The organism is Candidatus Methylacidiphilales bacterium (assembly GCA_028713655.1).
Taxonomy (GTDB): Bacteria; Verrucomicrobiota; Verrucomicrobiia; order Methylacidiphilales; family JAAUTS01; genus JAQTNW01.
Genome location: JAQTNW010000051.1, coordinates 1 through 21,626, shown reverse-complemented (window position 1 = coordinate 21,626; position 21,626 = coordinate 1). Strand labels below are relative to the sequence as shown.

The 21,626-nt window shown below is 55.4% G+C and carries 26 protein-coding genes; 9 read left to right on the top strand and 17 right to left on the bottom strand.

Annotated elements, in window-relative coordinates; translation table 11 throughout:
- The 3 genes from PHD76_13475 to PHD76_13465 all read right to left on the bottom strand — a co-directional run.
- A partial coding sequence (locus tag PHD76_13475; GenBank protein ID MDD5262851.1) for a histidine kinase dimerization/phospho-acceptor domain-containing protein occupies positions 1–728 on the bottom strand: 728 nt, incomplete at its 3' end.
- Positions 721–2,154 carry a class I SAM-dependent methyltransferase gene (locus tag PHD76_13470; GenBank protein MDD5262850.1) on the bottom strand — a complete coding sequence of 478 codons (1,434 nt, stop codon included), beginning with the start codon at positions 2,152–2,154 and terminating at the stop codon, positions 721–723. The genes PHD76_13470 and PHD76_13475, both read right to left, overlap by 8 nt.
- A 10-nt stretch (positions 2,155–2,164) precedes the next feature.
- Complete coding sequence (locus tag PHD76_13465) at positions 2,165–3,310, bottom strand: hybrid sensor histidine kinase/response regulator (protein ID MDD5262849.1); 1,146 nt, start codon at positions 3,308–3,310, stop codon at positions 2,165–2,167.
- Positions 3,311–3,500: 190 nt separating this feature from the next.
- Between PHD76_13465 and trxB the strand changes: the two genes are divergently transcribed.
- Positions 3,501–4,427, top strand: coding sequence for a thioredoxin-disulfide reductase (gene trxB / locus PHD76_13460; protein ID MDD5262848.1), 927 nt, complete (start codon positions 3,501–3,503; stop codon positions 4,425–4,427).
- Between the two features lie 62 nt (positions 4,428–4,489).
- Here trxB and PHD76_13455 read toward each other — a convergent pair whose 3' ends face one another.
- A complete protein-coding gene (locus PHD76_13455; protein ID MDD5262847.1) occupies positions 4,490–5,119 on the bottom strand; it encodes a hypothetical protein in 630 nt (209 codons plus the stop codon).
- Between the two features lie 115 nt (positions 5,120–5,234).
- Between PHD76_13455 and PHD76_13450 the strand changes: the two genes are divergently transcribed.
- Both PHD76_13450 and PHD76_13445 read left to right on the top strand, forming a co-directional pair.
- Positions 5,235–5,507 carry a hypothetical protein gene (locus PHD76_13450; protein ID MDD5262846.1) on the top strand — a complete coding sequence of 91 codons (273 nt, stop codon included), beginning with the start codon at positions 5,235–5,237 and terminating at the stop codon, positions 5,505–5,507.
- 10 nt (positions 5,508–5,517) lie between these two features.
- A complete protein-coding gene (locus PHD76_13445; protein ID MDD5262845.1) occupies positions 5,518–5,847 on the top strand; it encodes a hypothetical protein in 330 nt (109 codons plus the stop codon).
- A gap of 27 nt (positions 5,848–5,874) precedes the next feature.
- On the opposite strand, the gene PHD76_13440 is transcribed toward PHD76_13445, so the two are convergent.
- The 7 genes from PHD76_13440 to PHD76_13410 all read right to left on the bottom strand — a co-directional run bounded on the left by PHD76_13440 (position 5,875) and on the right by PHD76_13410 (position 13,262).
- Positions 5,875–7,197, bottom strand: a complete 1,323-nt coding sequence (locus PHD76_13440) for an AAA family ATPase (GenBank protein MDD5262844.1) — start codon at positions 7,195–7,197, stop codon at positions 5,875–5,877.
- Positions 7,198–7,374: 177 nt separating this feature from the next.
- The gene (locus PHD76_13435) at positions 7,375–7,755 is read right to left on the bottom strand and encodes a hypothetical protein (protein MDD5262843.1); all 381 of its coding nucleotides are present in this window, start codon (positions 7,753–7,755) and stop codon (positions 7,375–7,377) included.
- A gap of 488 nt (positions 7,756–8,243) precedes the next feature.
- A complete protein-coding gene (gene bioD, locus PHD76_13430) occupies positions 8,244–8,879 on the bottom strand; it encodes a dethiobiotin synthase (protein ID MDD5262842.1) in 636 nt (211 codons plus the stop codon).
- A 131-nt stretch (positions 8,880–9,010) separates the two neighbouring features.
- Positions 9,011–10,390 carry an adenosylmethionine--8-amino-7-oxononanoate transaminase gene (gene bioA / locus PHD76_13425; GenBank protein ID MDD5262841.1) on the bottom strand — a complete coding sequence of 460 codons (1,380 nt, stop codon included), beginning with the start codon at positions 10,388–10,390 and terminating at the stop codon, positions 9,011–9,013.
- Positions 10,391–10,418: 28 nt separating this feature from the next.
- A complete protein-coding gene (locus PHD76_13420) occupies positions 10,419–10,682 on the bottom strand; it encodes an AbrB/MazE/SpoVT family DNA-binding domain-containing protein (protein MDD5262840.1) in 264 nt (87 codons plus the stop codon).
- 46 nt (positions 10,683–10,728) lie between these two features.
- Entirely contained in the window at positions 10,729–11,868 is a 1,140-nt protein-coding gene (locus tag PHD76_13415; GenBank protein MDD5262839.1) for an 8-amino-7-oxononanoate synthase, read from the bottom strand.
- Between the two features lie 176 nt (positions 11,869–12,044).
- The gene (locus PHD76_13410; protein ID MDD5262838.1) at positions 12,045–13,262 is read right to left on the bottom strand and encodes an amidohydrolase family protein; all 1,218 of its coding nucleotides are present in this window, start codon (positions 13,260–13,262) and stop codon (positions 12,045–12,047) included.
- A 176-nt stretch (positions 13,263–13,438) separates the two neighbouring features.
- On the opposite strand from PHD76_13410, the gene PHD76_13405 reads away from it, so the two are divergent.
- Positions 13,439–13,831, top strand: a complete 393-nt coding sequence (locus tag PHD76_13405) for a GxxExxY protein (GenBank protein MDD5262837.1) — start codon at positions 13,439–13,441, stop codon at positions 13,829–13,831.
- A 138-nt stretch (positions 13,832–13,969) separates the two neighbouring features.
- Here the strand turns inward: PHD76_13405 and def are convergent, their stop codons facing one another.
- The 3 genes from def to PHD76_13390 are packed head-to-tail and all read right to left on the bottom strand — an operon-like array spanning position 13,970 to position 15,584.
- On the bottom strand, positions 13,970–14,521 hold the full coding sequence (gene def, locus PHD76_13400; GenBank protein MDD5262836.1) for a peptide deformylase: 552 nt from the start codon (positions 14,519–14,521) through the stop codon (positions 13,970–13,972).
- A 9-nt stretch (positions 14,522–14,530) separates the two neighbouring features.
- Complete coding sequence (locus PHD76_13395) at positions 14,531–14,953, bottom strand: biopolymer transporter ExbD (GenBank protein ID MDD5262835.1); 423 nt, start codon at positions 14,951–14,953, stop codon at positions 14,531–14,533.
- A 4-nt stretch (positions 14,954–14,957) separates the two neighbouring features.
- Positions 14,958–15,584 (bottom strand): MotA/TolQ/ExbB proton channel family protein, encoded by a 627-nt coding sequence (locus tag PHD76_13390; GenBank protein ID MDD5262834.1) that lies wholly within the window; start codon positions 15,582–15,584, stop codon positions 14,958–14,960.
- 100 nt (positions 15,585–15,684) lie between these two features.
- On the opposite strand from PHD76_13390, the gene PHD76_13385 reads away from it, so the two are divergent.
- Positions 15,685–16,263: a YceI family protein gene (locus tag PHD76_13385; GenBank protein MDD5262833.1), complete on the top strand. Its 579-nt coding sequence runs from the start codon at positions 15,685–15,687 to the stop codon at positions 16,261–16,263.
- A 3-nt stretch (positions 16,264–16,266) separates the two neighbouring features.
- Positions 16,267–17,661 (top strand): class II fumarate hydratase, encoded by a 1,395-nt coding sequence (locus PHD76_13380; GenBank protein ID MDD5262832.1) that lies wholly within the window; start codon positions 16,267–16,269, stop codon positions 17,659–17,661.
- Positions 17,662–17,900: 239 nt separating this feature from the next.
- Here the strand turns inward: PHD76_13380 and PHD76_13375 are convergent, their stop codons facing one another.
- The 3 genes from PHD76_13375 to PHD76_13365 form a co-directional block, all read right to left on the bottom strand.
- Complete coding sequence (locus PHD76_13375) at positions 17,901–18,311, bottom strand: cupin domain-containing protein (GenBank protein ID MDD5262831.1); 411 nt, start codon at positions 18,309–18,311, stop codon at positions 17,901–17,903.
- A gap of 322 nt (positions 18,312–18,633) precedes the next feature.
- Positions 18,634–18,900, bottom strand: a complete 267-nt coding sequence (locus tag PHD76_13370) for a type II toxin-antitoxin system RelE/ParE family toxin (protein ID MDD5262830.1) — start codon at positions 18,898–18,900, stop codon at positions 18,634–18,636.
- On the bottom strand, positions 18,893–19,078 hold the full coding sequence (locus tag PHD76_13365; GenBank protein ID MDD5262829.1) for a hypothetical protein: 186 nt from the start codon (positions 19,076–19,078) through the stop codon (positions 18,893–18,895). The genes PHD76_13370 and PHD76_13365 overlap by 8 nt, the downstream gene beginning before the upstream one ends.
- Positions 19,079–19,527: 449 nt before the next feature.
- On the opposite strand from PHD76_13365, the gene rpsL reads away from it, so the two are divergent.
- From rpsL to PHD76_13350, 3 genes are all read left to right on the top strand, one after another.
- Positions 19,528–19,959 carry a 30S ribosomal protein S12 gene (gene rpsL, locus PHD76_13360; protein MDD5262828.1) on the top strand — a complete coding sequence of 144 codons (432 nt, stop codon included), beginning with the start codon at positions 19,528–19,530 and terminating at the stop codon, positions 19,957–19,959.
- Between the two features lie 29 nt (positions 19,960–19,988).
- Positions 19,989–20,462: a 30S ribosomal protein S7 gene (rpsG, locus tag PHD76_13355; GenBank protein MDD5262827.1), complete on the top strand. Its 474-nt coding sequence runs from the start codon at positions 19,989–19,991 to the stop codon at positions 20,460–20,462.
- 20 nt (positions 20,463–20,482) lie between these two features.
- Positions 20,483–21,626 (top strand): GTP-binding protein (locus tag PHD76_13350; GenBank protein ID MDD5262826.1); only part of this gene is annotated, 1,144 nt, incomplete at its 3' end.

The following is a 21,626-nucleotide window of genomic DNA, read 5'->3' as shown; positions in this document are numbered from 1 at the left end:
GGGTTTCGCAATTTATCAAGGGGCCCGATCAGGAGGGTGAGCGGGGTGCGCAGTTCATGGCTGATATTGGCGAAGAAATCGGATTTGGCGCGGTCCATCTCAATGAGCTTGGAGTTGGATGCTTCGAGGTCGCGCCGGTTGCGATCCACCTCCGTACGGAGAGCGAATTCACGAAAGCGAAGGCGGTTGAGGAAGTAGCTGCCGGTCACGACGATGATGCTGGTCAGTGTGATGAAATAAAGGTTGTTGAAGAGCATGGAGCCGCTGACGGGTCCGTGGGCCCAGCAGGCCGCGCAATACATCAAAAGCGTGAGCACGGAAGCCACGATACTTTCGATAAACTCGACCTGGGCCACCCAGGAAACGGCGATCAAGACGAGGTTTAATCCCGCGTAGTAGGGGGATTGGATGCCCTCTGAAAAATAAATCATCATGGAAATAAAGAGGGACGGCAGAATGAACCACAACATGCCGAGCAGGCGGAAATGTTTCCGGCCAAGGGGCAGGCTGAGCAGCCCCCACAGGCCCAGGGCAAGCACTGAACAGATCAGGCGCAGGGTGAGAAAGAAACCGACTTTCCCGGGGTAGACGAAGTAATCCAGGCTCAGCCCGGCGGGCATGAGCACCACCACCAGCATGCATCCCACTTTGGAATTTGAGATGCGGAACTCGCGATTGTATTCAAAAAACGATTGTTGCAGTTCCTGGGATGGAGGTTGCTTATCCATTGCCCGCCGGTCTTCTTACTTCGAGGAAAATATTCACCTTGGTGTTGTCACTGATCACCCGGCAATTATTCTCGCCTGCAATTTTGGGGGCCAGGGCCTTGAGTTGTTCCGGCGTGCGGTAAATCAGGTGCCAATCCATGAGATACTCCATCATGCGGCGCGAGGGATTGGAGGCCTCGACATTGGTGGCGACGAGCAGTCCGCCTGGCGCCAGCATTTCATAGAAAATTTCCATCAGCCTGCAGCAGATGCGGTCGGAAAGATAATCAAACAGACCGGCGCAATACACCACATCGAATACCGCATCCCTGCCTGTTTCCGGACCGCGGGCGCCATCTTTGAGGATTTGATGGACGGAGCGTTTCACCATCGTGATCGGGGTCTGGCGCCGGTGCTTCATTTTCATGTCGTTGAGCAGCCTGGTGGTGTGCTCAATGGTTTCATCATTGAAATCCAGCAGGGTGAGTTGGGCGCGGTCACAGAGATCATCAAAAGTCAGGAAATTCTGCACTTCCTTCGCCGGGCCACAGCCCAGGTTGAAAATGCGCGCCGTGGTGCCGGCTTTGGCGCAGCGTTTGGTTTCATCACGCAATATGCCCGTTAGGTATTTGACCCGGTTGCGGTGGGCTTCTGCGGGAGCTACACCCACGAAATGGGTGTTGAGGACCTTGGCAAAAAGAGAGGCGCCTTCCACGGGATCGCGCAGGATCATGTTGACCATCTCGTAGTCGCCGGCATAACCGAGCGGCTTTTGATAAGTCCGGTACATGAACGGGGAGCACAGCACCATGGGATGCAATTGACGCCGCGTGTAGGCGCGATGGACGGCTTCGACATCCTGCTGGATGGAGCCCGCGATGGATTCAAATTTGCTGAACAAATTTTCCGTTACGGGTAAAACCAAGCCGTTGAGCTTTTCAATGATGGCCACTTCGGTCCGGGCCCGGTCTGTCGGGGTGGAAGTGCGCAGGGCCATTTCGACCTGCTCGAGCCAGCGGCGCAGGTCGAACAGCAGGGTTTGCATGTCGGAAATAAGAATTTTCAGTTCCGGAGAAACCTGCTCCACCTTGGACCAGTCGTTGATCAGCCGCTCAAAATCAGTCGAGAGCCGGCTTACCTGGACGGTGGGGGAGAGGATATCGACATCCAGCCAGCTTTCGTCGTCCAGTGACGCCTCGCAGACAAGGACCAGTCCTGTGTTGACGAGGCTGGTGACAGTGGAGCGGCCCGAGTACACGGTCTTGCTGTTGATGATGATCTTGAAATCGCGCAAAATCTCCGACAACTGAAGGATGCTGTAGGGATTATAGACTTCAAAACTCGCGACATAGCGCGTCATGCGCAGAAGTGTGGCTCGTACGGTGGTGCCCTGGCTGTTTTGACAAACAATCAGGCTTTCATTGTCGGCTTCGATCGATGTGGTCATTACCAATTAGCTAGGACAGCGGCAGGCTGATGATGAATTCGGCTCCAGACATCGAGCCCGGAGAGCGCACGCTGATTTCCCCTCCGGAGGCTTCGATGATTTTCTTGGAAATATAAAGGCCCATTCCCAAACCCATGCCTTTGGCTTTGGTCGTAAAACGGGGCTGAAAAATAAGATCGAGGTGGTGGGGCAGGATCCCCTTGCCGTTGTCGGACACGGTGAAATAGAAGCGGTTTCCCCTTGTTTGCGCGGTCAGGAGAATTAGCCCACTCCCGGCAGGGACGGCCTCAATGGCATTTTTGAGCAGGTTGGCGAGTACACGGGCGATGGCAAAATGATTTCCGTGAATCGTGGTGTCGGGGGATTGGGTGTGAAGTTGAAGCGTTACGCCGTGGTCATTTGCCCGTTCTCTTATCAGATTCACGCTCAGTTCAATCGCCTGCCGGGTCCTGAACTTGTCCTGCATGAAAGTCTGGGGCTCGGCAAAGGCACGCCATTGTTCGACCAGGGCGGTGATGTATTGGGCATTATCCGACACCATCGAAGCCACGCGGGCCATTTTCGAACCGGGGCTGTCCTCATGCTCTTTGGCCATTTGATTCAGCAGGTCGGAAGCTGTCAGCAGGGCTGTCAAGGGGCTGGAGATATCATGCAAAAAGGCCGCGGAAGCATTTTGGAGCGCCTCGAACTCGCGCAGATCCTGAAGAGACTCGGTGAGGGCATGTTTGCCGCGATCCCTGTCACGGTTGGAACCGGTGTTTAATGCGATTTCCTGAATGCGGTTCTTGAGGTATTTGACATCAAAGGGTTTGTGCAGGTAGTCCACCGCTCCCAGACGGAGTGATTCTTCGGCAGTGGCCAGGGTGGAATAGCCTGTCAAAATGAGAACGGCCGCCGATGGATCCAATTTTCGGATTTGGCGCAAGGCTTCGATCCCGTTTTTGTCGGGCAGTCTCAGATCCAGCACCACAATTTCAGGATGTATCTCTGAAAAAAGCCGGACGCCTTCCGCAACGCTTGAAGCCGAAAATGTTTGATAATCGGACTCGAATAAAAGGCGCAGGGACGAAATCACGCTGGGATCATCATCAATGAACAACAATGATTTCCTCTTTGTGCCGCAATTCTTGTGTTGTTTGACGTTGGCCGCAACCATAGGACAGTTAAGCAATACTAATGGAAGAAGAGACTGATGACAAGGATCAAAACCAATGCTTTCAGTGTGCCTGCAGATTCCTCAAGGCTCTCGAACGGCGGGCATGCCGGGCGTTTCCCTGCCTTTTTTATTTTTTTTCGTTGTCAGTTCAGGGTTTCATGACATCTTCCCGCTGAAGAATATATATATTATGGAAAATGTCGTGATTATCGGTTCCGGCTGCGCCGGATGGTCTGCAGCCATTTATTGTGCGAGGGCCAATCTCAAACCCCTTCTTATCACCGGGACGCAACCGGGCGGGCTTTTGACCACAACCACGGTGGTGGAAAATTATCCCGGCTTCAGCAAGGGCATCGATGGCAATGCTCTGATGGTGGAAATGCAGGAGCAAGCCGTGCGTTTTGGAACACACGTGCTCTACATGAGCCTGGTCGAACAGGTTGATTTTTCAAAAAAACCGCTTTCATTGCGTGCGGACGGCAGGGAAATTCACGCCCGGTCGGGCATCATCGCTGTTGGCGCCGGGCACCGGCACCTGGGCGTGCCGGGAGAACATGAGCTTGAAAACAAGGGCGTGACATATTGCGCGACCTGCGACGGCGCGTTGCCGATGTTTCGTGACAAACCGCTGGTGGTGATCGGCGGGGGTGATTCCGCGTGTGAAGAAGCCATGTATCTCACGCGCTTTGGATCCGCGGTTTATTTGGTGCATCGCCGGGACCAATTGAGGGCCTCGCGGATTATGGTGGAACGGGTTTTGGGCAACCCGAAAATCATACCGGTATGGAACACGATTGTGGAGGCTGTTTTGGATGTGGGCCAGGATGCCGTAACCGGAGTGCGGTTGAAAAACTTGCAAACATCCGAGGTTTCAACCCTTGATTGCGCGGGCGTATTTGTCGCCATCGGCCATGTGCCCAACACCCAAATATTCAAGGGGCAGATTGAAATGGATTCGGCCGGTTATGTCAAAATTTCGAAAGGCAGCCGGACGAATGTCGAGGGGGTTTTTGTGGCAGGGGATTGCGCCGACTCGGTTTACCGCCAGGCGGTCACGGCAGCGGGCATGGGTTGCATGGCCGCGATAGATTGCGAGCGTTACTTGGCCGCGTTGTAAGCCTGAGGATACGTTTTCGGCAAGATTTCGCGCAGATACCCCATCCGTAAGGTAGGGGAGCTTTACTTTGTATCCGCCGGAAGTTCGCGCAACAATTCCCGCGCTTCTCCGAGGCTGCTGCTGGCCGTGTCGCGGGCCAGCAAGTCGGTCAGCACCTGGCGGGCTGCGGTGATATTCTTATCGGCCTGATAAATTCGCGCGAGTGCGACAGCGGCGGCACCGGCGTAGGGGTGCTCGGGTTTGGCATTAAAGATCGCTTCATACGCCGCCTTGGCATCGCTTTTGGATCCGGCGCCTTCCAGGCATGCGGCGCGCGCATATTCCACCGCGGGTGAGATCGGATGGCCTTTGTGTTCCTTTAAAAAACGCCCGTACAAATCGGCGGCCGCGCCGTAATTTTTATTTTCCCGTTCCGTTTTGGCCATCTCAACCAGCGAAAGAGCGGCGGCTGCGGTGTGTGGGTATTGGCTAATCAGGGAGCGATAGTCATCCTCGTTTTTGGCGCCGGAAAATTTATCCTGGGCCGTGGCTTCACGCGCCATTGTTTGCTGCCATTTATAAGCTCCGCCTGCCAGGACGAGCAGCAGAAGCACGGCGCCTGCCAGGGCCGGGTAACCGTATCGTTTAAAAACATCATCCGAGCTGTCGATCAATCGAGGCTCGTCAAAGGGACTGCTGTTTGGATTTGCCATAAAGTATGAGTTGAAAGGATGTGAAAGCCCGGGGCCGGAAGCAAGCCGGAAGTAGTCTTGCCAAGAGGGTATGTTCATGGGAGAGTCCTAAGACTGGGCAAGCAAGGTTTTGGATGTGAATAAAACACAGTTTGTTATTCTGAATATCCTGGCGGTATTGGCTTCTTTTTTGATGCTGACCCGGACGCTGCTCCTGCAAAACAACGATATGCTGCGTCAGCAGCTCATGCAGGCCCAAATGGAAATCAATTCCGCAAATAATCTGGCTCCCCTCCTCCAGAACCTGGTTTCCCGCATCAACCAGGCGGCGCAGGTTGATCCGGATTTGAAGGATTTGCTGAAGCAATACCAAATCGGTCCTGCGACCAAGCCTGCGGCGGGCAGGTAGGAAGAGTGTTATGGCCAGAAAATCCTCCCAACCCGAAAAAAAGGCCGAAGCGCATTACTCCCCGTTTTGGCCGATGGCGCTGGTCCTGCTGGTGCTGATACTTTTGAGCGCGCTGGATTTGCATGGCGCACTTTTGCAAAGAGCCGGTATTCGACAGACTCTGTTGCAGGCCCAGCCAACCTTGGAAAAGGCACAGGTGGTAAAAAATACCCTGAACCGCTTGAGCCGGGATTTGTTGCTGTTGTCGCCCAAAAACCCGGAAGCGAAAAAAATCGTTCAGGAATTCGGGATTCAGGCAATTGTTCAGACCCATTCTCCCGATAACAGCCGGACAAAATAGCGTCGGCGGATTAAAGTCGGCGGCCAATCAGACGATATAGCCCTCGTTTGCAGCAAGTTTTTCCCCGAGATCCACAAAATAGGCCTCGGCCGCGTCATCGATCAATTTGGGTGAAATGGTGATCTGGACCTGGTTGTAACGGCAGGAATCCATCACCAGCTCAAGAATATCCCGCGGGATGCAACAGCGCAGGGGGCGGCCCTTGGGTTTCATGTGCTTTTCAAGGAAATACCCGACGACCTCATCGCTGTACGGAATTCCCCGTTTTTGGGAATCCATTTCCCAGATTTTTCTGAAATTTTCCTCGTTCGGATTGCCGATCGGGATTTTATAGCGCAGCCGGCGCAGGAATGCCTCATCCACCAGGTCGCGCGGATCCAGGTTGGTTGAGATGACCAGCAGCACATCGAAGGGAACCGCAATCTTGATGCCGGTGTGTAGGGCCAGATAATCGATTTTCTTTTCCAACGGAACGATCCAGCGGTTCAGCAGATCCTTGGGGTCCATGCGTTGGCGTCCGAAGTCGTCGATCATGAAGCAGCCGCCGTTGGCTTTCATTTGAAACGGCGCTTCATAAAAACGGGATTCGTTGCTCCAGATCAGATCCAGCGATTCCATGCCGAGCTCGCCGCCCACTACGATTACGGGCCGTTTGATGAGCCGCCAGCGCCGGTCGTATTTCTGAAGCAACCGGGGGTCGTCCTCCGCGGTTACTTCCTTGTGGTTGTAATCGTCAAAGAGCCGGATGATCGAGCCGTTGATTTCGATGCAATACGGGATGAAAATCGCGCCGCCGAAAGCGTCCACCACCCGCTCAGCGATGGAAGTTTTGCCATTGCCGGGCGGGCCGTAGAGAAAGATCGATTGGCCTGAATTTGTGGCGGGCCCGATCTGGCGCAGGATTTCATCCTCGAAAATCAGGCCGTCGAACGCGCCCATCAGGCGGCGCTGGTTGATTTGGATATTGCGGATCGTTTGGGTGTGAATGGCCTGGATGTAATTCTGGATGGAAACCGGAGCGGGGCCGACGTAAGCGGATTGCTCAAAATACTGGGCGGCGCGATCGCGCCCGGCATCGGTGGCGGAGAGCAGATAGGAAATGGCCTGGTAATCGCCGCGCAAAACATCAATCAACTTTGACTCGCGCAGCCGTTCCAGGATGGGTTCGAGGACGTTGAAGTAAGGCAGGTTGAGTTCGTTGGCAAGATCTCCCGCCACAATGGCGCTGCGCCCGCTGAGCGCTTTGAGGACCAGGCCCTCGATGATGGTCGGCTCAATATCGAGCGCGTCGAGGGACTCCGGTTCGGGTGGGAGGAAAAGGGCTGCGCCGGCAAATACGTCCTGTTTCATGCGATAGCTATCTATAGGCGATTTGAATCCCTGGATTCAACCTGTAAATCAGGGGGCCGGGGTTATAATCAACAAATGGAGGGACGACCTCCCTGTCGTCCCATTTTTATTGCGCAGCGGATTTCTCACGTCCGCCAAGGAAGATTTATGGTTTACCGGAGCGCGGGCGTTCCACTCTCATAGGCCTTTTAAAAACAAACAGTCGCTGATGGCTGATCGTGCGAAGACCGCGATTATACCGACAAAAATAAATATCAGGTAATAGAGGGATTCTGAGGTGATCATGTGGCGAAGACTCATCATGAGAAATATGGCGGCGCCCAAATAAACTCGTTCAAAGACCTTTCGCGAGCGGTGGACGTAAAGCAAAAAGCCAAGATGGACGACATAGACTCCGAATGCCGCCATGAAAAGTGCAATTAACAACCCGATAATAGGGTGCGGGCAGCGTAACATTTCAGGCGTGGCTTTGAGAGATGCGCAAATTGCAAAAAGGCCGATGATCGTAGTGATCGTTCCAATGATTCTAACAATCCATTTAGCAATAAATCGATTCATTTTTACTAATCGATAATAATGACCGCATGTTGGCGGCTGAGCGAGTCAAAAGCGCGGGGCTCGTGGCAATGCCGGCCCCACGCAACCGCGTCCCGCCGCTTCGTCCGCCACGGCCCAACTCCGACATGCGTCGCGAGTAAAAAGTGCCGTCGCCACTACGCTCTGCCGGCGCACTTGTTTTTTCAATCTGTGGTATTTTCTTGGAACCTTCATCAATAAGATGAAGGGAACCGGAAGCCCTGCCTGCGGCTGCGCAGCCGCAGGCAGGGGGCACCGGTGAGGCCGTCGTCGCACTCGGACCTTCAGTCCGTTTGGAGCTTGGCGCGAAACTTGCTTTTTTGATCTGTGTAAATCCGCGTTTATCCGTGGTTCAAAATATCCTTCTCTGCGTTCTGCGGTGAAAAATGTTCTTCTTTGGGTTCTTTGAGATCTTTTGTGGCCAATCCCCCTTCAGTTCCCCCTTATCAGGGGGCTGGATGCGGCTGATGCTAGGGCAACAGCCAGCTTGGAAGCTTGAGCAAATCCTCAGGCCCGTGAAACCGCAGTACCGGAAGGCCGCTCAGATCCTCAAGAATAGCGGGATTGGTTTGTGCGGCCATGTCGTCGGGAACCCCGTGGTGATTCAAGACAATGCCGAGAATCCGCGCGCCCGATTGCCGGATGCTTTCAACCGTCAGGAGGGTGTGGTTGATTGTGCCCAACCCGGCGCCGGCAACCAGACAGACCGGCAGATCCAATTCGCGAGCCCAGTCCCGCACCCAATAATCGCGCGTGATGGGAACGAGCCAGCCGCCCACGCCTTCGATCAAAAACGGCCCGGGATGGCGGGCCGTCACGGAGTTAATACCGTCGCGCAAGGCGGAAAGATCGAACGGTTTGTTTTCAACCGCGCTTGCCGCGTAGGGCGAGAGCGGGGGTGCGAGGTGGATGTGGTTGATTTCGTTCAGACTCAGGGTTTCTTCATTGGCTTTGGCGTAAAGTTCCTCGTCGGTCCGGCCGCCGCAGGAAATGGGTTTCAGGGCCAGGGCCGGGATGCCGCGCTTCCGCAAGGCGCGCGTGCAGGCCGCGGTGAAAAATGTTTTCCCGACGCCTGTGCCCGTGCCTGTGATGAAAATTCCATTCATATGTAAATACCCGGTAGATGGAATTCAGGAGCCAGTATTCAGAATGATCTCGGATCTCATTCTGTCTTCTGAATTCTGTCTTCTGAATTCCGAAATTCTAAATAAGCTTTCCATATCCGTTTTAATCCGTGCTATCCGTGGTTAAAAGTGCTTTGTATCGCTTTGTAGAGAGCATCGATCATTTGTTGTGCTTCGGATTCGGTGGTGGAGTAGGGAGGCATCAGCAGCAACACATCGCCCACGGGCCGTGTAAGAAGGCCGTGCTCGGCGGCGTGGCGGCACACTTCCACGCCGACGCGGCGCGCGGGATCGAACGCCCGGCGTATTTGAAAATCTTGCACCAGTTCGATGGCCAGAATGCAGCCTTCCTGACGCACGTCGCCGACGTACTCCAATTGCCAGAATAAATCGTGGGATTTTTTCAGGACCTGTTCGAGCGCCTGTTGCCGGACCTTGCATTCCGGGCTTTGCAAAATTTCCAGACTTGCCAGGGCTGCCGCGCAGCCGAGCGCGTTGCCGGTATAGCTGTGGCCGTGAAAAAACGTGCGAGTGCTGTCGCCCCGGAACCCTTCGAAAAGCTCCTCCGTGACGAGCGTGGCGGCCAGCGGCAGATAACCGCCGCTCAATCCCTTGGCCAGCGCAACGAGGTCGGGCTGTACGTTTTCTTTTTGAAACGCAAACGGCGAGCCCGTCCGGTCGAAGCCGGTCATGACTTCATCGAGAATTACCTTTGCGCCGTGCGATTGCGCGATCCGCGAGGTTTTTTCGAGATATCCTTCCGGGTGCATGATGAACCCCGCAGCGCCCTGGACGCGGGGCTCAATGACCCATGCGGCGCTTGAGCCACCAAGCTCTTCAAATTTATTCTCCACCAGATCGACGCATTCCCAATTGCACTTGCGGCACGCGCGGGCGTCGTGCTTTTCCGGTTTGGCAGTGTTGAACGGGCAGCGATAACAATAGGGCGACATGACTTCCTCCGCCGGGAAAAGCATGCCGCGATAGCTGTGATGAAACAGCGGGCTGTGGCCTACGCTCATGGCGCCGGTTGTGTCGCCATGATAGGCGGAGCCGAGCGAGACAAACGTCTTTCGTTCCGGCTGCCCGTTTTGCTGGAAGTATTGGTACACGATCTTGAGCGCGGCCTCGATTGCCGTGGAGCCATCGTCGGAAAAAAAGCAGCGGGCTAATGAATCCTTCGGAGTGGAAGCCAGTCCGATCAGTTGTTCCGCGAGCCCGGGCGCCAGATCATTTGTCAGTCCCAAAAAGGAGGAGTGCGCGATGCGGTCCAGTTGCTTTTTGATCGCCGCATTGATTTTTGGGTGGCGATGGCCGTGGAGGTTTGTCCAGATGGACGAATTGCCGTCGAGATACTTTTCTCCCTTTTCATCGATCAACCACGAGCCCTCGCCTTCCGTGATGACGATGGGTTCAAAGGCGGGATCCAGCCAGCGCTCCGACGGCGTGAACGGGTGCCAGAGGTATTGTTTGTCGAGATCGGAAAGTGTCATCTCGGGACTTTGCGAACCTTTCCCCTTTTTATTTCTTTTTGAAATAGCGGACATGGGTGCTTTGTATTTGGCGTCGTCCTGGCAGGTAATGATCGGGTTCGCGTTCGAAGGGGATGTGGCGACAGTCTGAGAGAATCCCCATCAATTGTTCTCCGCTCAGGGTGGGACGCAGGACAATTTCCCCGCCTTTGTCCACGATTTGAAGTTTTTGTCCGGGCCGCAGTTTATGATGCTTCCGGATTTCCTTCGGAATAACGATTTGGTATTTGGGTGACAAAGAGGCAGTTGTCATACGAATTGTATTTTCGTTCTACTGTTTCCAATTCTGCAAGAAAAATTCAACATGCCCGACAGACCTTCGCAAGCGCTGCGGCCAATCCGGAAATTTGTTCCGGAGTGTGGAGGCTGTTCAGGGTGATGCGCAGGCGGGCGGTTCCACGGGCGACGGAGGGGTAACGGATCGCGGGGATATAAAAACCCGCTTCCAGCAACTGCCGGGAGGCTCTCAGTGCGGCTTCTTCATCGCCCAGGATCAGGGGCGTGATGGGGCTCAGGAGATTGGTTTTCCCGCCGGTCAATGAGTAAAGTCGCTGGACGTTTGCCCACAATTTTTCGCGCAACGCAGTGCCTTCGCCGCTGCCGACGATTTCCAGCGCCGCCAGCAATGCGGCGGACAGGCAGGGCGGGGTTCCGGTGCTGAAAATAAAACTGCGGGCGTGCTGGAGGAGCAGTTGTTTCAAATTGGCGTTTCCCGCGATATATCCGCCGCTCACGCCCAGCGCCTTGCCCAAGGTTCCCATCTGGATTTCAACCTGGCCGGCAATTTTTCGTTCGGCGCAAAGGCCTCTGCCTTGAGGTCCGTAAATGCCGGTGGCATGAGCTTCATCCACCATCAGCCATGCGCCAAACTCCTGTTTCAATCGGCAGATTTCTTCGAGTGGCGCGATGTCGCCATCCATCGAATAGACGGACTCCACAACGATCAAAATCCTGGCGTCAGATTGGCGCGAACGAATTTCCCGCAATACATCGGTGAGCTGGCTCGTGTCGTTATGGGCGAAGACGGCCAGCGTCGCGCCGGACAGGCGCGCCCCGTCAAAGAGGCAGGCGTGGCAGAGTTTGTCGAGCACCACATAATCCGCGCGATCCATCAACGCGGGGATGGCGCCGCAGGCGGCCGCGTAGCCGCTTGGAAAAGCCAGGCAGGCTTCGGTTCCTTTGAACGCAGCCATTTTTTTCTCGAGCAAAATGTGCTCGGGATGGTTGCCGCTGACCAGCCGCGCGGCGGAAGCGCCGATTTGCCCCTGTTTCAGCGAGTTCGCTGCGGCCTCAACCACGCGCGGGTGGCGGGAGAGACCGAGGTAATCGTTGCCGGAACAAGTGACGATTCCCTCCGGTAGTACGCTCAGACAGCGGGTGAGGTTTTGTTCCTCGTCCTGCTGGAGGCGGCTTGACAGGTATTCCTCGAACGACGGCATCTTGCGAGGTTAGAGGGGAAAAATCCGCCCGACGATGTGAAATTTTATCGGGGCTATGCGAATCCTGTGTTCAGGGAGCGCGGGCATCCTGCCCGCTCCGGCGGACATCTTGTCCGCCGGTCTGGATAGCCGCGAGATTTGTCATTTGTTGCAGCCAGACATTTTTCATGTGCATGTCAACCGGAGTTCGTCGGATTCTTTATTTCCCCATCCACCATGAAAAATGAGGGCGGGCCCTCGGAAAAAAGGACAGCCTGGTAGGGGTTCGTATTTGCGGGCAGGGGGAACGCGATGAGGTCGGCAAAAGCCCCGGGTGCGATGACTCCCAGTTCACCGGGCAGACCGATTGCCCGCGCCGGCGCCGTGGTCACCATGTGAAGGCATTCCTCCGCGGTCAGGTTGGGATAATTTTTCCGGAGCTGCCGGATCTCGCCGCGCAAGTCGAGCATGTCGTTGCTGGCCAGGCTGTCGGTGCCGAGGCTGATGCTGCAGCCCGCGTCGCGCAGGCGCTCAAGCGGAAAGCGGGAGTGTGCGAAATAAGCGTGGCAGCGGGGGCAGTGGACGATGTTGAGCGGATGTTCGCGCAGGAGTTTCAGGTCGTATTCCTGGAGATAGTTCAAGTGAACAGCGAGGCAATGCTCATCCAGCAGGCCGAAATCCATCAAATGGGAGAGGGCCGAGCCCTGGCCGCAGTCCTCCGTATCTCGTCCGAGCTCCGTGAGAAAGTCGTACAGAGGTCCCTGGCCGTAAAGGAACATTTCCTGTTCCTCGATCGATTCGGCGATATGGGTCGTGAACCGCATGCCCATATCCTGGCTGCAATGCTTGGCCAGTCGAAAAAGCTCGATGCTGGCGGTGTAGGGGGAGTGCGGGCTGAGGCCGAAACCTCCGGGCCAGTCCTTGTGCTCGGCAAAGAATGCCAGCGCGCCGGCCAGCGTATCATCGCCTGCCAGGCGGGTGCGGATGTCGATCAGTTCCAGGAACCACCAGGTGCGGATGGGCGGTTTTTTCATTCGCAGGAAAAGGTCCGGAAAGGCTTCGATGTTAAACACGGTCGTGCAACCGCTGCGCATGAGTTGTTGAAAGCCGTCGTCGATCGATTTCAAGTAATCGTCGGCGCTGAAGCTGCCTTTGAGCGCGTTGATGCGCCGGATCCAGCCGGTAAAACTTTTGGTTGGGAAGATGGAGCCTTTGAAGCCGGTGTAATCCAGATGGCAATGGGCGTTGATGAGGCCCGGCAGCAGCACATGGCCGGGCAGGTCGTGGACCGGTTCGCCTTCGTGCGGGGTGAGGGAGGGGCCGACTTCGGTGATGCGATTGCCCGTGACGCGGACATCCGCCTTTTCAAGAGGCGGGCCGGACAGGGTCAGGACTGTGTTGGCGCGAAGCAACATGGAGGATCAAATCTAAACGAGATGCGAGCGTCAGTCCACTTTTCCCGACGGATGTTGCCAATAAGAAACTGTAAAGAAACATTCCTGTTTCTTTATTAGGCTAATCCGTAAAGCAGGTTTGGCCGCTAAAAGGCGCAAAAGACGCAAAATAAGCAAGAAAGCGAAAGGAATGGTTTATGAAGGATATCATGGAATTATGTGACGTAGTGCGAGCGACGGCGTTTGCAATTCATTGCTATCACAAACACGGCCACCTCGAGAAAGTATATGAGAATGCGTTGGCGCACCGGCTGCAAAAACTCGGCTTGGATGTGAAACAGCAGCATCAACTGAAGGTGTATGACGAGGATGGTGCGTTGATTGGCGAGTATATCGCAGATGTGTTTGTGGACAACCGGCTGATAATTGAACTGAAAGCCGCCAAGGCGTTGGTGGACGAGCATGTGGCGCAAATGCTCGGCTATTTGCGTGCCTCACGAATCGAACACGGTTTATTACTGAACTTTGGCGCACCCAGGTTCGAAATCAAAAAATATGCACTGAGTCAGAAGGCAGTTTTGGCAACATGATTGACCTGGTTGCCTGATTTTTTTGCGAATTTTGCGCCTTTTCGCGGCTAATTTCCCAGCAATGTCCTCCAGTATGAACCAATAACTTGCGGCGGGACGCCGCTTGAACCCGCAGGCGGGGACGCCCGCGCTACGGTCCTATTTCGAGGGAATCCGGATGCTTTCGATTTCGTCTTTTAACGCTTCGCGGTCTTCCGGCGTCATGCGGTCGATGAAGAGTACGCCGTTGAGATGGTCGGCTTCGTGTTGCACCGCGCGGCCCAGCAGCCCGGCGGCTTCGAACGCGAACGGTTTTCCCTCCAGATTCAGGGATTGTACTTTCACGCGATAGCCGCGGCTGATTTCAGCCGTGATGCCCGGGAAACTCAGGCAGCCTTCCGATCCGATTTCCTTCTTTTTGGTAAGGGCAAGCTTCGGATTGATTAGAACCAGCGGCATGTAGAGCTGCAGATCGACTTCCTTTCCGCCGATCCACATCTTAGAGGGGCGTTCGATGTTGGACGGAATATGAATGACCGCCAGTTGCAGCGCATGGCCCGCCTGTTGGGCGGCAAGGCCCACGCCCTCGGCTTCGTGCATGGTGTCGATCATATCCTGCGCCAACTGCCGGATTTCGGGTGTGATTTTTTCAATGAGGGCGCCTTTGCGCCGCAGCACCGGGTTGCCGTAACGGATGATGGGAAGAACCATAAACTGATTTTACGGATTTGAGGTTTTGGGCGGTTCGGTGAACATTTGCAGGTTGGTCAGGCCGGCCTCCTTGGAGGCGTCCAGCACCTTGACAAAAAATCCCAGCGGAATGTCCGTGTCGGCCTTGAGGGCGAAGATGGTTGTTTCGGCCTCGGCTTTCCTGGCCCTGAGGACGAGGGGCAGCCTGGCCATCGGCACTTCAGCGGAACCGACGTACACTTTGAGGTCCTTGCTGGCATAGATGATGACGGGCTCCTGCGGATGGGGGTCCTTGGTGGCGCTTGAGGATTCCGGCACCTTGATTTCAACTCGCGGCTCGTCCTTCCTGAAGGTCGTGGTGACAATGAAAAAAATCAGCAGGATGCAGAGAATATCAACCAGCGACACGATGTTGATGATCGGCGTGCGGCGATGCTTGGTGTAAAAGCGCATGGTTCTATTCGGGCGGTTGTAGGTAAAGCTTCGTCAGCAAATCCATGCAGATGCTTTCCATTTCCACGGCGAGGGTCTCGACCTTTTTGGAGTAATAGCTGTAGGCGATCAACGAGGGAATGGCCACCACCAGGCCGACGACGGTGGTGTTCAACGCCTCCGAAATGCCCTTGGCCAGGATCATCCCCTGCTCGGCGATGCTCGTGCCGCCCACATTTCCGAAAATCGTGATCAGGCCCGAGATGGTCCCCAGCAGGCCGAGCAATGGCGAAATGCCGACGATGATTTCCAGGATCACCAGCCCGCGTTCCAGATGGGAGATTTCCCGCCGGGCCCGGGTTTGGACGGCCTCGACGTTTTCGGCCTTGCTCCAGGGGAGATGTTCCAGGCAGACGCGCACCAGGCGCGCGAGGGTGCTGCGTCCGGGCGACGCCATGCGTTCCAAGTCGGAGGTCGGCTGGCCGATTTTAAAATTGAATACGGTGTTGTAGAGGGTTTCCGGGATGACCTCGCTGCGGCGCAGGGCGAAGCCGCGCTCCAGCATGAAGGTGACCGAAGTGATGGAGCAGATGCCCAGCGGGATCATGAAGGGGCCGCCTTTGGCGAAAAAACCTGTAATGGAGTCGATCATAGATGAAAAATGGCGTTGAAGGAAAATATGCGAAAGCGGCGGGAATGCCAGAATTATTCAGTTGGTTGCATTTGGGGCGGATCCAGCTATGCTAACCCCTATGAAAATCAGATGGATTTCCCTGTTGGCAGCGGCCCTTGTTGCGGTTCAAATTTCATCGCTCCAGGCGGCTCCTGAGACCTATAAAATAGACCCAGTCCACTCGAATCTGGCTTTCAAGATCCGCCATTTGGGCATCAGTTGGGTGAATGGCTCCTTCAAACAGTTTGAAGGCACTGTCACCGTGGACGCGGAGAACCCCGATAAATCGTCGGTCAAGGTGGTGGCGCAGGCCGCCAGCGTCGATACGGCCAATGACATGCGAAACAAGCACCTCTGCAGCCCGGACTTTTTCGACGTGGCAAAATATCCAACCTTGTCATTCGAAAGCACGCATGTGGCGTTGAAAGGCGATAATGTGTACGAAGTGACCGGCAATTTTACGCTGCATGGCGTCACGAAGCCGTTGACTTTCACCTTCAACGGTTCGCCTGCGGTTCCCGGCATGAAGGGCGAAACCCGGCGCGGGGGTGACACAGCCTTCACGCTCAAGCGCAGCGACTTTGGGATGACCAAGATGGTAGGCCCGGTCGGCGACGAGGTCCAGATTTCCCTGTCATTTGAAGGTGTCAAAATTTAATCCGTGAGTACAACCCGGACGGAGAGCGATTCGATGGGGCCGATGCAGGTCCCGGCGGACGCTTATTATGCCGCGCAAACCGCCCGCGCATTGGAAAATTTTCCGATCAGCAATTTTCACTTTCCCCGCCGTTTCATCCGGGCTCTGGGATTGATCAAGCAGCACGCGGCCAAAACGAACGAGTCGCTTGGGTTGCTGGATTCCAAACGCGCGCGGTCGATCCAGGAAGCGGCACAGGAAGTGGCCGATGGACGTTGGGACAGCCAGTTTGTCGTGGATGTTTTCCAGACCGGTTCCGGCACCTCGACCAATATGAATGCCAATGAAGTCATCGCCAACCGCGCGATTGAGCTCAGGGGCGGACGACGCGGGGACCAGTCGGTGCATCCGAACGACCATGTCAACTGTTGCCAGTCCAGCAATGATGTTATTCCCACGGCGATCCATCTGGCCGCGCTGGAGGCCTTGCACGAAGGTTTGATTCCGGCGCTGAAGGAATTGCATGCGGCGCTGGCGGCAAAGGAACAGGAATTTCAGAATGTCATCAAAATCGGACGGACCCATTTGCAGGATGCCACGCCGATGTCTCTGGGCCAGGAATTTGGCGGCTACGCAAGCCAGGTGGAGCACGGAATCAGGCGCCTGGAATCGTTGGATGAACATTTGGGCGAGCTTGCGCTGGGTGGCACGGCGGTCGGCACGGGAATCAATGCCCATCCGGACTTTGCCCGGCTTACGATAGAGGCGTTGGTTCGAGCGACAGGGTTGCCCCTGCGCGAAGCAAAAAATCATTTTGAGGCGCAGGCCGGGAAAGACGCCTGTGTGGAAGCCAGCGGGGCTCTCAAAACCATTGCGGTCAGTTTGATCAAGATAGCAAACGACATTCGTTTTTTGGGCTCGGGCCCGCGCTGCGGCCTGGGCGAGTTGAAGTTGCCCGCCACGCAACCGGGTTCGTCCATCATGCCGGGAAAGGTGAACCCGGTCATGAGCGAAATGCTCCTGATGGTTTGCGCGCAGGTGATCGGGAACGATGCGTCGATCACGCTGGGCGGGCTTTATGGCAATTTTGAGTTGAACGTGATGATGCCGCTCATCGGGCACAACCTGCTGCAATCGATCGAATTGCTGGCGCAGGGCAGCCGGGTTTTTGCGCGTCGTTGTGTGGCGGGGCTGGCGGCGGACCGGGAACATTGTGAAAGCATGATTGAGCAAAGCCTGGCAATGGTGACGGTTCTGGCGCCTGTGATTGGTTATGAAAAGGCGGCGGCCCTGGCGAAGAAGGCGTATCTCGAAGGGCGCAGCATCCGGGAAGTGGCGGCGGCGGAATCCGGTCTGGATGCGGTGACGCTCAAGCGGCTGCTCGACCCGGTTTCGCAGACCAAGCCCCCGGCAAAGTAAGAGTGGCCTCGCGCAAAGATCGCGAAGAACGCAGAGGAAAAGGAAGCCTGAAACTTAAACAGGACCACGGATGGACACAGATTTACACAGATAAAACAGAAAGGGTTTCGCGCCAAGCCCGCCATGGACGCCAAGGAAGACGGAGGGAAATGATGAATTCAGAATGTAGAATTCCGAAAATCACGTTTCATAATTCTTAATTCAAACTTCTGAATTTTCTCCGACTTAAAACTTGAAACTTAAGACTTAAGACTCTGATTGCAATATTGTTCGTCACTGACTTTTTCCATCCAATCGACGACCTTCCCATCGAGCGCCTCTTGAATCGCGATGTGGGTCAGGGCCGTGGTTGGCGACGCGCCGTGCCAATGCTTCTCTCCCGGCGGAAACCAAACGACGTCGCCGGGCCGGATCTCTTCAATCGGCCCGCCCTCGCATTGTACACGCCCGCAACCGGCGGTGACAATCAGGGTCTGGCCCAGCGGGTGGGTGTGCCATGCGGTTCGGGCGCCGGGCTCAAACGTGACACTGGCGCCAGCCGCGCGTGACGGTGCGCTTGTCTGAAACAGGGGGTCGATCCGGACCGTGCCGGTAAACCAGTCGGCCGGGCCTTTATTGGATGGCTGTGAGCCGCTTCGTTTGATTTCCATAATTGAATCCGTTTTAGTTAAAGTGAATATACTTCAGATGCACCCGGCTGTCGCCGGAATTCAGCTGGATCTGGATTTAACAGGATGATTCAAATACATTTTTTTTCTCACGGAGTCACAGGCACGGAGGTGGGGACAAAGCCGCTGTTTGCGTTCAGCAAAGGTGCGGATGATTTTGTTTGAGCCAACTCATTAATCTGGTTTGCAGATTGCGGGTAAAATCAACCAGTTCCCGGGCTTCGTTGCGGCTGACTTGTCCGGCGCTGTCAAGATAGATTCTTCAGCAGAATTCATCAGTCCAGTGTTCTGGTGCGGCCAGTTTTTATAAATCCCGATAGACTTCGCGGCGATGGCGGATGATGGAAATATCAATGATTCCTTTCCCATCATCAATTTCATAAATCACCCGGTAATCTCCAATTCGGATTCTCCATAAATTCCGGCCTCCCTTGAGTTTGAGAGAGCCGCCGGGTCTTGGAGTTGCCGATAAATCCTCTATTTTGCCGAGAATTCGTTCCGCAATGTGAGGGGGCAATTTTTCCAATTCTTTGCGGGCGGAACGTGCAAAAGTTATCTGATACTCAAGCATGCGTCGTCTGCCTCAAGCGGCGTTTGACGGATTCCAAGGTTTCCCTCGGTTCATGCCTGCGGGAGCGAGCAAGAAGGGTGTCGTAAATATCCTCCCAAACGCCCGCATGTTTTTTCAAATCAATGACTACCGCAGTCTTCTGACCGCGCTCGTTCACGACGAAATTAATCCCGCTCATGTGGGAAGTATGGCCCTGTGTAAGGGGAAATCCAGTGGAATTGGGGCGGAGATTTTCGGTTTTGGATGGATTGCCACTTCGTCCGCCGCGGCGGACTTTGGCGGACTCTTTGCGTTAAATGCCTCCCCATTTCGCGTTTTTTCGCGTGGTTCGCGGGCAACAGAAACCCCCTTGTCTTCCCACTTATCAGGGGGATAGATGCCAATCGTGCCGGTTTTTAAGCTTTTTTTTAAAATTCCTCTTGCATCCCCGTGCGAAATCCGTAGAACTTTCATTCCCTTTCATTGGAAAGGGATTACCAAGGCAGGAGCAGGTAAAAGCGTGTGACGGCCCCGGGTCGTCCTCCATGCGCGTAAGAACTTAAAGCACGCATGGCTTTTGCCGCGCGTGCTTTGTTTTTTTAAGGTTTAGGAAACGGAAACAGGAACTGAATAAAGGAAACGGTAACGATGCCGACGATCAACCAGCTCGTGAGAAACGGACGGAAAGCGGTCAAACGCAAGACGAAGGCCCCTGCGCTTCAAAACAGCCCGGCGCGCCGCGGCGTTTGCATGCAGGTCATGACCCGCACGCCCAAGAAGCCGAACTCCGCTTTGCGTAAAGTCGCCAAGGTGCGCCTGACCAACGGCTTTGAAGTCATCGCCTATATCGGCGGCGAAGGCCATAACCTGCAGGAACACTCGATTGTCCTGGTCCGCGGCGGACGCGTGAAGGATCTTCCCGGTGTCCGTTATCATATAGTACGCGGTTCCCTCGACTGCCTCGGCGCGGTCGGACCCAGCAACACGAACAAACTCAACCGCAACGTTTCCCGCAGCAAATACGGCGTGAAAAAGCCGAAGAAGAGCGCCGAAGGCGCCGCGGCTGCCGCCAAAAAGTAATCTTTTAACAAACTTTAACCCAAAAATTTATGGCACGTCGTCGCAGAGCAGTTAAGAGGGTGGGTCTCCCGGATCCGGTTTATGAAAACCCGGTCGTCGGGACTTTGATCAGCACCGTCATGAAATGCGGTAAAAAGTCCACCGCGCAGCGGATTGTTTATAAGGCCATCGACAACGCCAACCTGGAAAACAAGGAAGGCAATCCCCTTGAAATCCTGACCAAGGCCGTCGAAAACGTGAAACCCCGCCTCGAAGTGAAGTCGCGTCGCGTTGGCGGCGCCACATATCAGGTGCCGATGGAAGTGACGCCCGAACGCCAGCTCGCTCTTGCGCTGCGCTGGATTGTCGGCAACGCCGCGGGCCGCAAAGGCCAGCCGATGGCGAAAGCTCTCGCAACTGAAATCAAGGAAGCCGCCGCAGGGCAGGGTAATGCGATCAAGAAACGCGATGACGTGCATCGCATGGCCCAGGCAAACAAGGCATTTGCGCACATGCGCTGGTAAAAATTCAAAAATTTGTTGTTATGGCAGCCTCACCCACACGAGCTTATACCCTGGAAAGAACCCGCAATATCGGCATCTGCGCCCATATTGACGCGGGGAAGACCACGCTCACCGAGCGTATCCTGTTTTACACCGGCATGATCCACAAGATCGGCGAGGTGCATGACGGCACCACGGTGACCGACTGGATGGAACAGGAGCGCGAACGCGGCATCACGATCACGTCCGCCGCCACCACCTGTTTCTGGCCTGTGAAGCCCGAAGCCGGCCTGGTTAAGGTTTACGAAGGCACCAAGAACCGCGTCAATATCATCGACACTCCCGGCCACGTGGATTTCACGGCGGAAGTGGAGCGTTCCCTGCGCGTGCTTGACGGCGCGGTTGCGGTGTTTTGCGGCGTGGCGGGTGTGCAGCCCCAGTCCGAAACCGTCTGGCGCCAGGCCACCAAATACAATGTTCCCCGCATCGCTTTCGTCAACAAGATGGACCGCGTCGGCGCCAACTTCGACAACGCCGTCAATGAAATGCGCGACAAGCTCAAGGCCAATGCCTGGCCGGTTTTGATTCCGCTGGGCAAGGAAGACACGCTGCGGGGCCAGATCGACGTCATCAACCAGCTCGCCATTGTTTATGTCGATGACAACACGATGGGCTCGACATACAAAATTGAAGCAATCCCCGCCGAACTCCAGGCCATGGCCAAGAAAGCCCTGGCTGATTTGACAGAAGCCGTGGCGGACCAGGACGACGAGATCGCCACGTTGTTCCTTGAAGAAAAAGCTCCGACCGCGATGCAACTGAAGCAGGCGATCCGCCGCTTGGTGTGCACCAATAAAATCGTTCCGGTTGTGGGCGGTTCCGCTTTCAAAAACAAGGGCGTGCAAGCCTTGATCGATGCCGTGGTGGATTATCTGCCGAGCCCGATTGACATCCCGCCCGCCGTCGGCCTGGACCCGGACTCCCCCGGAACCAAGATCGAAGCCCCGGCCAACGACGACCACAAGTTCTGCGGTCTGGCGTTCAAGCTCTGGTCCGATCCGTTTGTCGGCAAACTCATTTTCTTCCGCGTTTACAGCGGCAAGCTCAGCAAGGGCGACACCATTTATAATCCGCGCACCAACAAGCGCGAGCGCGTCAGCCGCATCATCCAGATCCAGGCCGACA